Here is a 12,255-nt window from a genome sequence, read left to right as displayed (position 1 = left end):
ATGTTTTGGCGTAAGTGGCTTCAATCTAAGCTCAATGAGCTAGGCAACTTATTGATTTTCACCCTTTACTCCTCTCATCAATTCATGCGTGCACTCTCTACTTTCGATTTTGGAGCAGCTACCCGCCGCGGCTTAGCGCTGGGCTTACTACTGGCCGGGGCCACTGCCCTGCCCGCCGCCGCCCAAACCGTTTATGGCCTTTCTGTGGCTACAACAGGTGCCGTTAGCCTGGTAACTTTCAGCGCAACGGCCCCGGGTACGTTCACGGCTACGCTGCCAGTTACGGGCCTCACCGCCGGCCAAACCCTGGTGGGGCTCGACACGCGCCCCAATACGGGCCAGCTATTTGCGCTGGGCTACAACCCCACCGGCACGCAGTCGCAGCTTTACAGCCTGAACGCTACCACTGGTGCCCTGACCGCCGTAGGTGCCGCGCTCACTACGCTCAACCTGGGCACGACCACCAACCGAATTGGCTTCGACTTTAACCCCACCGTGGACCGCATCCGGGTTACGGGCAGCAACAACACCAACTATCGCCTCAACCCCAACAACGGCGCGCTGGCGTTCACCGATGGCAACCTGGCCTATAACCCCGGCAACCCCACGGCGACTCCGGTAGTACCCGCCGACGCCAACGCGGGCCAAACGCCCGTAATCGGGTCGGTGGCCTACGGCAACTCCTACATTGGGGCTACTACCACGGTGCTCTATGACATCGACGAGGCCAAAAGCCTCTACACGGTGCAGAACCCGCCCAACGATGGCGTGCTCAACAGCCGCACGGCCCTGACGGTGAATACGGCCACGGCCCTGGCCACCGACCTGGATATTTATTTCAACCCTACTACCAGCGCCAACGCGGCCTACCTCACCATTGCGACCGGCACCGCCGCCGCCGCCACTACCCAGCTCTACACCCTCGATTTTATTACGGGGGCCAATATGGTAGCCGTAGGAGCCGTGGGCCCGGCCGGTACCCTGGTTACGGATATTGCCTTCGCCATTGCCCGCCCGGCCACGCTGCCGGCCATCACGGGCCAGCTGGCCTACGCCCTGGCCGGCACCAACCTGCTCACGTTTGACACGGCCCTGCCCACCGCCATCCGCACCTCGACGGGCATTACGGGGGTGGATGCCGCCCAGACCCTGGTGGGTATGGATGTGCGCCCGCTCAATAACGCGCTCTACGCCCTGGGCTACAATGCCACGGCCGCCGCCGGCGTTGCCAACTCGCAGATTTACACTATTAACGCTGTGACGGGCGTGGCTTCTGCTATCGGCACGGCTATCCGCCTGGAGCTGGGCACGGGCAACGTGGGTTTCGACTTTAACCCGACCGTGGACCGCATCCGGGTGGTGGGGACCAACCGCACCAACTACCGCCTCAACCCCATCACCGGCGCGCTAGCCTTCACCGATGGGGTGGTGGCCTATACTGCGGGTACTAATACGCCCACCATTGGCACAGTAGCCTACACCAATAGCTTCAGCGGCACTACCGCCACCACGCTCTACAATTACGACCAGGTGCTGAACCTGCTCAATACCCAGGCCACCACCAACCCACCCGCCGACGGCCAGCTGACGACCGTAGGTGCCTCGGGCATCACGGTGAACGCCGCTACGCCTACCGTTTCGCTCGACATCTACAGCACCGTGGCTGGCACGAACACGGCCTACCTGGTGGCCAGCACCGGCACTTCGGCCAACACGTCGCTCTACACCGTGAACCTGACCACCGGGGCCGCAACCCTGGTGGGGGCCATCGGCAACGGCATAGCCGCCCGCGACATTGCCATTGCCGCCGCTACCGGCGTGGTTACGTCCAGCCGCGCTACGGAGCTGGCTACCAGCTTCACGCTCTATCCTAACCCGGCCGCCAGCACCACCAGCCTCAGCTTTGGCCTGCCCCGCGCCGCCCGCGTCGAGCTCATCGTGAGTGACGCCCTCGGCCGCACCGTGGACAAGGTAGATGCCGGCCAGCTCGCCGCCGGCCCCCAGACCCTGCGCTGGAGCCGCCACGGCCAGGCCGCCGGCCTTTATTTCTTCCGCCTCAGCTTCGACGGCCAGGCCGCTGGCACCCGCCAGGTGGCGCTCACCGAATAGCACCGCTGCTTAAAAATATAGCCCACTAGCAAGGCCGGCCCCGGGTGGGGCCGGCCTTGCTAGTGGGCTAATGCGTTCCTGGCTACCCAACGCGCCCCAAAAAAGACTCCAAATACGGCGTTAGAATACCTGGCTCTGCCCTGATTAATAGCGCCTCATTGGCAGGTGTTTGCTTACTCATGTAGCGAGTAATTTTTTTCATCACTTAATGCAAATTTGATTTTTTCGGTATCAATTTATTGTTAGTCAATTTGTTACTTAACACCACCTACCGTAAAAGCCTTAGTAAAAGACCGTTATTCAAAAAAAATGCGTGCAGATGCGCGAATTACGCCAGTATATTCGCCGAGTCAGTTTTCACTTAACGCTCACAAAACCTACTCATGCAGAAACTCTTACTCTTGTTTTTCTCACTGGTCTTTGCGCTGACGGCCACTGACCTACGGGCGCAGAACCGCTCGGTATCGGGCACGGTAGCCGGGGCCGATGGTGCAGGCATTCCGGGCGTTACGGTACTGGTAAAAGGCACCAGCCTGGGCACCTCCACCAATGCCGACGGTAAATACGACCTATCGGTGCCGACTACGGCCACCACCCTCATTTTCTCCTACGTAGGCTACGACACCAAGCAGGTAGCCATTGGCAACCAGAGCAGCATCAACGTAGCGATGGCAAGCACCGAAACCGGCCTCGACGAGGTAGTGGTAGTGGGCTACGGCACGCAGTCGCGCCGCGACCTTACGGGCTCGGTGGCTACCATCTCGGGCAAGGAGATTGCCACGGCCCCGGTACAAAGCTTCGACCAGGCTTTGCAGGGCCGCGCGCCGGGCGTGAACATCACCACGCCCAACGGCGTGCTCAACAACCCGCCCGTTATCCGCATCCGGGGTGTGAACTCGATTTCGCTCAGCTCGTCGCCGCTGTTCGTTATCGACGGCATCCCCACTTACTCGGGCAATAACTCGGCCGTGGGCAACGTGCCCAACAACCCGCTCGCCAGCATCAACCCCGAAGACATTGAGAGCGTGGACGTGCTCAAGGATGCCTCGGCCACGGCCATCTACGGCTCGCGGGCCGCGGGCGGCGTTATTCTGGTAACCACCAAGCGCGGTAAAAAGGGCCAGGGCCACATCTCCTACGATACCTGGGTGGGCGTGACCAAGCCCGTGCGCCTATACGACGTGCTGAACGCAGCCGATTACATGGCCATTAAGAACGAGGCCGTGAGCAACCTCAATGCCAACCGCCGGGCCATTGGGGCAGCCGCCACCAACAACGAAGGCAGCTTTAAGCCCACCCTGGATGCCAACGGCAGCCCAGTAGACACGCGCTGGTACGACTACATCTACCGCACGGGGGTTTCGACCAACCACAACCTCACTTTCTCGGGCGGCACCGACAAAACCACCTACTACACGTCGGTGAACTACTCGAACCAGAAGGGCATGTTGCAAAACAATGAGTTCCGCCGCTACGCCGCCCGCCTCAACGTCGACCACACGCTGTTTAACCGCTTCACTACGGGCGTGCGCTTCAACTACTCCAACTCGCGCAACGCCGCCCCTAACTCGGGCTCGGTAGCCGATGGCGCTTTTGGCACGGCCGGCCTGGGCCGCCTGCCCTTGGTGCTGCCCCCCAACATTGCACCCTACCTCGCCGACGGTAACTACAACGCAGGCCTATTCGTGCCGGGAGGTAACGCCGGCATTGGACCGGGGGCCAATATCAACCCCACTAGCCCCACGCAAGCACCGTTGTTCCCCAGCTACTACAACCCCGTAGTGGACCTGGACAACAACTACTTTACGTCGGAGAACAATACCATTCAGGGTAGCGTGTATGCCAACTATGAGATTATCAAGGGCTTGAGCCTGCGCACTACGTTTGGTATCGACAACATCTCGTTTGAGGACAAGTCATTTGCCACCGCCATTGCCGGCGACGGCTTCTCGACCGGCGGCTCGGCCAGCAATTATTTCCGCACCAATAAGCGCTGGAACTGGCAGAACACCTTGCAGTATGACCATACCTTCAACGAGAAGCACAACCTGTCGGTGCTCCTTGGCAACGAGCAGCAAAAAACCGACGTGCTGCGCTGGGGTGCCACCCGCACCCAGGTAGCCGACCCCTTCTTCACTACCTTCCAAGGCAACTATACCAACATTGCGGCGGCGGGCAATTTTCAGGGCACCAGCTACCTGGTGTCGTTCTTCGGCCGCGTCAACTACAACTACGCCCGCAAGTACCTGCTGACTTTTAACGTGCGCCGCGACGGCTACTCGGCCTGGGCCAAGAAATTTGGTAACTTTTACGGCACCTCGGTGGGTTACGCCGTGTCGGAGGAAGACTTCTGGAAAAATTCCGGCGTGGGCCGGGTAGTTGACTTTCTAAAGGTGACGGGCAGCTTCGGCAGCGTGGGCAACAACCAGGGCATTGCCGACTTTGCCTCGCTCCAAACCTATGGCTCGGGCCTTTATGGCGCCAATGCCAGCATTTACTATGCCAGCGCGGGTAATAGCAACCTGACTTGGGAAGTGAGCAAAAAGACGGATGTTGGCCTCTCGTTTGGCCTGCTTCAGAGCCGCCTGACGGGCGACTTCGCCTACTACCACAACCTCGTAGATGGCCTGATTCTGGACGTGCCGCAGGCACCCTCCAAGGGCATTCCGAACAGCACGACCCCCGGCCCCGCCAACGTGGGCACCACCATCCCGGCCAACGTGGGCGCCATGTCGAACGAAGGCATTGAGTTTAACCTGCGCTTCAACGCCATCCAGAATAAAGCCTTTACCTGGACGGTGAGCGGCAACATCACGACGCTCAAAAACCGCATCCGGTCGCTGGCCTACGAGGGGCAGCCGGCCATTGGCACGGCTACCTCGGGCCTCGAAACGGTAAACTACACGCAGGTGGGTCACTCGGTGGGCGAAATCCTGGCCGTGCAGTCGCTCGGCGTGAACCCCGCCAACGGCCAGCGCATCATCAAAAAGCTCGACGGCACCCTGGTGCAGTACAACTACCAGGGCACCACCGGTGCCGGCTCGACGGGCTGGACCAAGGTATCGGACGGCACCAACACCACGGCTCCCACGCAGCTCGGCGACGGCCTGTACTACGGCCCCGTGTTGCCTACCTGGTACGGCGGCCTGGATAATACCTTCCGTTACAAGGGCTTGGATTTGGGCGTGTTCATCCAGTTTTCGGGGGGCAACTACATCTACAACGGCACTAAGGCCGGCCTGCACGACCAGCGCTTCTGGAACAATGCCTCGGATATCAAGAACCACTGGACCTCGCCCACCGAAACGCCCAACGCCACCTACCCCCGCGTGGTGTATGGCGACAACGTGTCGAACGGCTCGGCCCTGATTATGTCATCCAACGTGGAGCGCGGCGACTTTGCCCGCCTGCGCAACGTGCAGCTGGGCTACACCTTCGCCTCCACCCTACTCAGCCGCCTGAGCGTGGCCAGCGCCCGCGTGTATGTGCAGGTGCAAAACGCCGCTTTGGTGACCAAGTACTCGGGCATCGACCCCGAAATCTCCACCAACGGGGCCAGCAACACGGGCGCGGGCGTTGACCGCAACTCGGTAGGTCAGGCTCGCACCTATACCGCAGGCTTCAACATCGGCTTCTAATCGTATTCTATAATGAAATTCGCACTAAAAAAGACTACGGCCGTAGTATGCACCGCCCTGCTGGCGCTTGGCACTTTCTCTTGCCAGAACGACTTACTGAGCCCCACGCCCCAGATTCAGTTTTCGGACCAGGTGGTATTCAGCTCACCCGACCGGATTGCCTTGCAGGTCAACAGCTTGTATGGCTTCGTGAAAACGGGCAACTTCCTGGGGGGCCGGATGCAGATTTACGGCGACATTCGGGCCAACGACTTTCTCAACCGGATGTCCAACGCCGTAACGGGCCTCAGCGTGTGGAACCACACCGAGACTGAGCAGTCGCAGAACGACGTGACCAACGCCTGGGCCTACGGCTACCAGGCTATCAACCAGGTCAATGTGTTTTTGGCCGGCCTCGATGCCAATGCCAGCAAGTTCGTAGTGCCCACGTTCCCAAGCACCTACGCCGCCACGGTGCTCAACTACCGCGGGGAGGCGCGGCTGCTGCGGGCCCTCTGCTACTACTCGCTGCTTCAGCTCTACGCCCGGCCTTATACCGACGGCGGGGGCACCCGCCCGGGCCTACCGCTGCGCCTGAAGGGCGAAACCGGCTCCGACAACAACAACCTGGCCCGCAGCACGGTAGCCGAGGTGTACGCCCAGATTTTGGACGACCTCACCTTTGCCGAGCAAAACCTGCCCCTGACCTACGGTGCCACGGCCACTACCCTGAACGTGACGCGGGCGCACCGCAACACGGCCATCGCCCTCAAAACGCGGGTATACCTGAGCATGGGCCGCTACGCCGACGTTATTACGGAAGCCAATAAGATAGTGCCGGCCACGGCCCCGTTTGCCGCTGCTACGGGCGTAGCCAATGCGCTCAACGCTTCGGTAGCAGCCGTGTTTGCCACGCCGCAGGAAACTACCGAGAGCATTATGTCCTTCCCCTTCACGGCCCAGGACGCACCCGGCACCCAAAACCAGCTGGCCTACTACTACCTACCCTCCTCCCTGGGCGGCAATGGTGAATATGGCCTGAACACCACCGCTGGGGGCCTCGTAGTCGATACCCGCTGGGAAACTGCCGATGCCCGCCGCACCAACTTCGTGGTAAAGTCTGGTACCGAAACGTTCCTCAAGAAGTACCCCACCGGCACGCCCTACACCGATAAGGCCCCGGTTATCCGCTACGCCGAGGTGCTTCTGAACCTGGCCGAGGCCCGCGTGCGCTCTACCAATAACGTCGACTCCCAGGCGCTGCTGCTGCTCAACGCCGTGCGTAGCCGCTCGGGGGCTACGGCCTACACGGCTGCTGGCCTGGGCTCGGCAAGCGCCGCTGCCGATGCGCTGGTGCTGGAGCGCCGCATCGAGTTTCTGGGCGAAGGCCTGCGCAACAACGACCTGATGCGCCTCAACGCCACCATCCCGGGCAAAGGCCCGGTGGGTACCGTGGAGCCCAACAACTCGCTCTACGTGTGGCCCATTCCGGCCAGTGAGCTGGCTACCAACCAGGCCATGACCCGCAACTAGCAAGTAGCGTTCGCGCTTCAAGCAAAAAGGCTTACCCACGTGTGGGTAAGCCTTTTTTAGTTGGGGTATTTGGCCAGGACTTACACCAAAGCGTTTGTCATTGCGAGCGCAACGCAGTGGAGCGCGGCAATGACAAACGCTTTGGTGTAAGTCCTAAGCAGAAAGACTAGCAGCTAACAGCCAAATACTTACGCCTGCGTTACCAGGTGGGCATGGTCGCGCAGGATGGTGCGCAGAAAGGCTTCATCGGGCAGGTCGCTGCTCACGTGCAGCAGCTGCTTTATTTTGGTAGCCGTCTCGTGCAGCAGCAGGTGGTTTTCGTGTTGCAGGCCGCGGCCCAGCAGCTGGCGCAGCAGCGTTACGTCGTGGTCGCTGAGGTCGGCGGCTTGGGCAAACACCGGCTCGTAGCCTATTGGCGCGGCGGGCGGGGCCAGGTCGGCCAGCGGGCCGGGGCGGGCGCGCAGGCTGATAACACTGGTGCCGGCGGCCAGGTCGCCGAGGCGCTGGCCCTTGCCGTTGAGGGCGATGGTGACAACGGCGATAACGCCGTAGCCAAACCCAAAATCGACGATGCGCAGCAGCCAGCGCAGAAAGTAGTCGCCGAGGCGCGGCGCGGTGCCATCGAGGCGCACCACGCGCAGGTGCTGCGCCTTTTTGCCCAGGCTCTGGCCGTTGAAGAATATCTCGCAAGCCAGGTTGTAGAAGAAAAACGGGGCCACGATAATAATGCCTAGCAGCACGGCCAGGGCTACCCCCAGCAGCTCGGCCGGGTTGCGGTAGCTGAGGTTGCTGTGGCCACCCTTGCCGCTGGTAGCCAGGACTACGGCAAGCGCGATAACCAGCCACAGCCCGCTCCAGGCCAGCAGTATCAGGTAGTCGAGAATGGTGGCCACGATGCGGCTGCCAATGCTGGCCACCTCATATTCGAGCGTAACGTTTTGGGTGGTGTGAATGCGAATGGTTGCCATAAAGCCCGCTATGCTGGAATGAGCCGAAAAATACGCCTTTCCAGCTAAGTGCGTATTCGGCCGCTGCCTACCTTTAGGCCCTAACCCCGCCAACTTATGCGCGAAGCCGTTTTTTTGCGTCAAAACCAGGAGCGCTGGCAGCAGTACGACGCCCGCCCGCCCGCCACGCCCGACGAGTTGGCCGCCCGCTTCGTGGCCCTCACCGACGACCTGGCCTACGCCCAAACCTTTTACCCCGGCTCGGATACCGCGGCGTACCTCAACGCGCTGGCTGGCCGCCTGCACCAGTCGCTGTACCGCAACAAGGCCGAGCAGCCGCGCCGCATTGCGCAGTTTTGGGCCGTGGAGGTGCCGCTGGTGGTGGCCCGGCACCAAGTGGCGCTGGCCTGGGCCATGGGCTTATTTGTGCTGTTCACGGCGCTGGGGGTGCTGTCGGCGGCCTACGACGCCGATTTTTTGCGCGTGGTGCTCGGCGACGACTACGTGAACCAGACGCTGGCCAACATCCGGCGCGGCGACCCCATGGCCATTTATAAGTCGGGCGGCTCGGCGGCCATGTTTGTGGGCATTGCCGCCAATAACCTGCTGGTGGCCCTGCGCACCTTTGCCCTGGGCCTCACGCTGGGGCTGGGCACGCTGTACTCGCTCTTTGCTAATGGCCTGATGCTGGGGGCGTTTCAGTATTTTTTCTACCAGCAGCATGTGCTGCTACCCTCGCTGCTCACCATCTGGATTCACGGCACGCTCGAAATCCCGAGCATTGTGCTGGCCGGCGGGGCGGGCTTCATTTTGGGCGGCGGGCTGCTGTTTCCGGGCACCTACTCGCGGCGCGAGTCGCTGGCCCGCGCCGCCCGCGACGCCGTGAAGCTGGCCCTGGGCCTGGTGCCCATCATTGTGGTGGCCGCCTTTCTCGAAGGCTTCGTAACGCGCCACACCGAAATGCCGCTGGCCCTGAGCCTCAGCATCATCGGCGGCTCGGCGGCGTTTATGGGCTGGTACTTTGGCGTGTACCCGCGCCGGGTGCAGCGGCTGGCCCGCCCCGCCTAAGTTATCAACAAGTTATTCACACCCAGCTTTTTACCAGCCTCTATGAAGAATACTTTTACCAGCCCGGCCGACTTTTGGCAAGAGCGCGACTTTGGCGCTAAGATTTCGGCGGCCTTCGATTTTATTGGGGCGCACTGGCGGCCTTTGGGTAAGTGCCTGGTTTACTTTGTGTTGCCAGGCACGCTGCTCATGGGCATTGGGCTGGGCATCTTCACCAACACCATGTTCAACTTTACTGGGCACGCCGTGGCCGCCCAGCGGGCGGGGGTGGTACCCAGGGCCGCCAACCCGTTTGACCAGTTCGGCGCAGCGGGCTTTAGCGGGCTGGGGCTGGCTATGCTGGGCGGCCTGCTGGCGTTTTTGCTGCTCGTGGGCACGGTGCACGGCTACGTGCGGGCGCGGCTGCGGCTGCCGGCCGCCGTGCCCGTTACGCCCCGCGAGGTGTGGGCCGAGCTGCGCGCCCGCCTGGGCCGCATGCTAGCCATTATCGGGCTGCTGGTGGGCGGCTACGTGGCGCTGGTGGTGGGCGTGCTGGTGCTGGTGGGCGGGGCCGTGGGCATCGGCAAACTACTGGGCACCGGCTCGTCGGGGCTGGCCTGGGGGTTTTTGCTGATACCAGTACTCTACTTCCTGATTATTTATGCATCCATCGCGATGAGCTTATTTTTTCCGGTACTATGGTTTGAAGACCGGGGCGTATTTGCGAGCGTGGGTCGGTGCTTTCAGCTGATTCGGGGGCGCTGGTGGGCCACGTTTGGGCTCATCCTGGTAGCCACATTTCTGCAATCGATGCTGGCCGTGGTGTTCGCCATTCCGCAGTACGCCGTTACGTTTGGCAAGATGCTGCAAGTACCGGGCCTCGGTTCCGACGTGCTGGGCCTGATAGCCCAGTGTTTTTACGCGGTGGGCATCGTCATTACCTACACGCTGCCCATGCTGGCGCTGGTGTTTCAGTATTTTAACTTGGTCGAGAAGCGCGAGGGCCGCGGCCTGCGCCTGCTCGTGGACCAGCTGGGCCAGCCCCAGGCCGCGCCGGTGGCGCAGTCGGGCTACTACCGACCCGAAGAAGAAGGTGAGTATTAATTATTGACTTAGGACTTACGCAAAAGCCAGTACTGGCTGTATCAACTCGTGCCGCATATACGCATCCAAAAAGCCTTGTTTAAGCTGATAGACGGTCTGCTTGGTCTGGTAGGCAGCTTGTTTGAGCCGGGTCCAGGCCCGCACGGCCAGGGCAATGTGGTTGCGCTGGCTGCGGGCCAGCCGGCACTGACAGGCCTGCACGCCGGTGAGCTGCTTGAGTTCGCGGTGAAACTGCTCAATCGTCCAGCGAACGCTGCTTTCTTGTTCGGCAGCGGCCGTGGCGCGGGGCGCTACCTCGTTGGTCAGGAGGTAGTCCGTCCGGTGGGGAGACACCAGTACGCGGAAAAGTTTCAACTTGCACTCCTTCGGCATGCCCTTCACTTTCAGGGTTTTGCCAGCCGCCACTTCCGCAGTCGACCAGCTCAGGCAGCCCACGGGCTGGTAGGGCTGCTGGCCACCGGAATCGTCCACCAAGCGGTTACTTTTCAGCGGGCAGTAAAACGTTTTTTCGGCTTTGAGCAGCCACTTGAACAGGGCCGTGGTGGCGTACCAACTATCCATCAACACCGTGCGGTACAGAATGCCGCGCGGGGCCAACTGGCCGAGCATGTCGGCCACGTGGTCGAGCTTGGTCTTGCCATCGGTATCGGGCGCAAAGAGGCGGTAGTCAATGAGCCAGAACTGGTCGGTTTCCGGATTGACGTACACGCAGGTGACCAGGCCGATGCCGGCAATCACGCCGTGGGCATTGCCGCTATACTGACGGCGAACAAGTTCGATGCGTCGGCTGTGGTGCTTATCCAGCACTGTGTCGTCGAACAAGACGTAGCCCCGCTGGCTCAGTACCACCTGCGGACGCACCTGCTGCCAGAGTTGGCGCGGCGTGAACCGCCTGGTCTTGAGGAAGTAACGCACATTGTCGTGCGTCAGGCCCTCCAGATGGTCGGCCAGGTACGTGCCTGTGTAGTTGACTTGGCTGCTCACCAAAAACTGCCCGTAAAGTTGCGCGGTCACTTTCATCGCTTTTCCTTTCAAGTTACAGCTTTTGCGTAAGTCCTATGACTAACAATTACTTGCGTAACATCAATATTTCAGCCAAACGCGGCCGGCGCGCCCTGCTCCTGCTGGCCCTGGCAGCCAGTGGCCCGCCGGCAGCCCGGGCGCAGGGGCCGCCCGCGGTGCTGCGCCGCTTGGCCCAGGCGCGGGCCGATACTGCCACGGCCCCGCCCCTGCCGCCCGATGCGGCCCCCGCAACCGTGCGCCGCCCCGCCGCCGAGCGCCTGCGCGAGCTGCGCGGCCAGCGCGATTTTCAGTACACCGAGGTGGCCGAGGAGCCGGCCACGGCCAGCTGGTGGCAGCGGCTGCTGGGCTGGGTGCTGCGGCAGGTAGGCGGCCTGCAAAGCACCCAGGGCGGCCGCGTGGCCTGGAACACCATCTTCTACTGCCTGCTGGGCGCGGGGGTGGTTTTTGCAGTGCTCAAGTTTTTGCAGGTAGATATTACGCGGATGTTTGGGCGCGCGCCGCGCCGCGCGCCGCTGGCCTACGAAACCAGCCAGGAGAACATTCACGAGCTGAACTTTGCCGAGGCCATTGCCCAGGCCGAGGCCACCGGCAACCTGCGGCTGGCCGGGCGCCTGGGCTACCTGCACCTGCTCAAGCAGCTCACCGACCGCGACCTAATCGCCTGGCAACCCGACAAAACCAACCAGGCCTACCTGCTCGAACTGGCCGCCAGCTACCCGGCCGCCCACCCGGCGTTTGCCCAGCTCACGCGGCAGTTTGCCTACAGCTGGTACGGCGAGCTGCCGGTGTCGGCCGCCAGCTACCAGGCCGTGCGCGCCGACCAGCACCGACTGAGCCAGCAATTGAGCGGCGCCCGCGCCCAACCCGCCTGATTT

At 61.9% G+C, this 12,255-nt stretch carries 8 protein-coding genes; 6 read left to right on the top strand and 2 right to left on the bottom strand.

The window, feature by feature from the left end; translation table 11 throughout:
• Positions 1-84 precede the first annotated feature (84 nt).
• From QMK33_RS07985 to QMK33_RS07975, 3 genes are all read left to right on the top strand, one after another.
• Positions 85-2,109 carry a DUF4394 domain-containing protein gene (locus tag QMK33_RS07985; RefSeq protein WP_283564046.1) on the top strand — a complete coding sequence of 675 codons (2,025 nt, stop codon included), beginning with the start codon at positions 85-87 and terminating at the stop codon, positions 2,107-2,109.
• A gap of 383 nt (positions 2,110-2,492) precedes the next feature.
• Complete coding sequence (locus QMK33_RS07980; RefSeq protein ID WP_283564045.1) at positions 2,493-5,747, top strand: SusC/RagA family TonB-linked outer membrane protein; 3,255 nt, start codon at positions 2,493-2,495, stop codon at positions 5,745-5,747.
• Between the two features lie 12 nt (positions 5,748-5,759).
• A complete protein-coding gene (locus QMK33_RS07975) occupies positions 5,760-7,259 on the top strand; it encodes a RagB/SusD family nutrient uptake outer membrane protein (RefSeq protein WP_283564044.1) in 1,500 nt (499 codons plus the stop codon).
• Between the two features lie 188 nt (positions 7,260-7,447).
• Here the strand turns inward: QMK33_RS07975 and QMK33_RS07970 are convergent, their stop codons facing one another.
• Positions 7,448-8,227, bottom strand: coding sequence for an RDD family protein (locus QMK33_RS07970; RefSeq protein ID WP_283564043.1), 780 nt, complete (start codon positions 8,225-8,227; stop codon positions 7,448-7,450).
• Positions 8,228-8,323: 96 nt separating this feature from the next.
• On the opposite strand from QMK33_RS07970, the gene QMK33_RS07965 reads away from it, so the two are divergent.
• Together QMK33_RS07965 and QMK33_RS07960 are read left to right on the top strand one after the other, a co-directional pair.
• Positions 8,324-9,274 (top strand): stage II sporulation protein M, encoded by a 951-nt coding sequence (locus tag QMK33_RS07965; protein WP_283564042.1) that lies wholly within the window; start codon positions 8,324-8,326, stop codon positions 9,272-9,274.
• Positions 9,275-9,316: 42 nt separating this feature from the next.
• A complete protein-coding gene (locus tag QMK33_RS07960; RefSeq protein ID WP_283564041.1) occupies positions 9,317-10,357 on the top strand; it encodes a hypothetical protein in 1,041 nt (346 codons plus the stop codon).
• A gap of 15 nt (positions 10,358-10,372) precedes the next feature.
• Here QMK33_RS07960 and QMK33_RS07955 read toward each other — a convergent pair whose 3' ends face one another.
• Positions 10,373-11,377 carry an IS701 family transposase gene (locus tag QMK33_RS07955; protein WP_283564040.1) on the bottom strand — a complete coding sequence of 335 codons (1,005 nt, stop codon included), beginning with the start codon at positions 11,375-11,377 and terminating at the stop codon, positions 10,373-10,375.
• 38 nt (positions 11,378-11,415) lie between these two features.
• On the opposite strand from QMK33_RS07955, the gene QMK33_RS07950 reads away from it, so the two are divergent.
• Positions 11,416-12,252: a DUF4129 domain-containing protein gene (locus QMK33_RS07950; RefSeq protein ID WP_283564039.1), complete on the top strand. Its 837-nt coding sequence runs from the start codon at positions 11,416-11,418 to the stop codon at positions 12,250-12,252.
• The last annotated feature ends 3 nt before the right edge of the window (positions 12,253-12,255 follow it).

The organism is Hymenobacter sp. H14-R3 (assembly GCF_030063445.1).
Classification (GTDB): Bacteria; Bacteroidota; Bacteroidia; order Cytophagales; family Hymenobacteraceae; genus Hymenobacter.
This window is presented reverse-complemented; position numbering and strand designations above follow the sequence as displayed.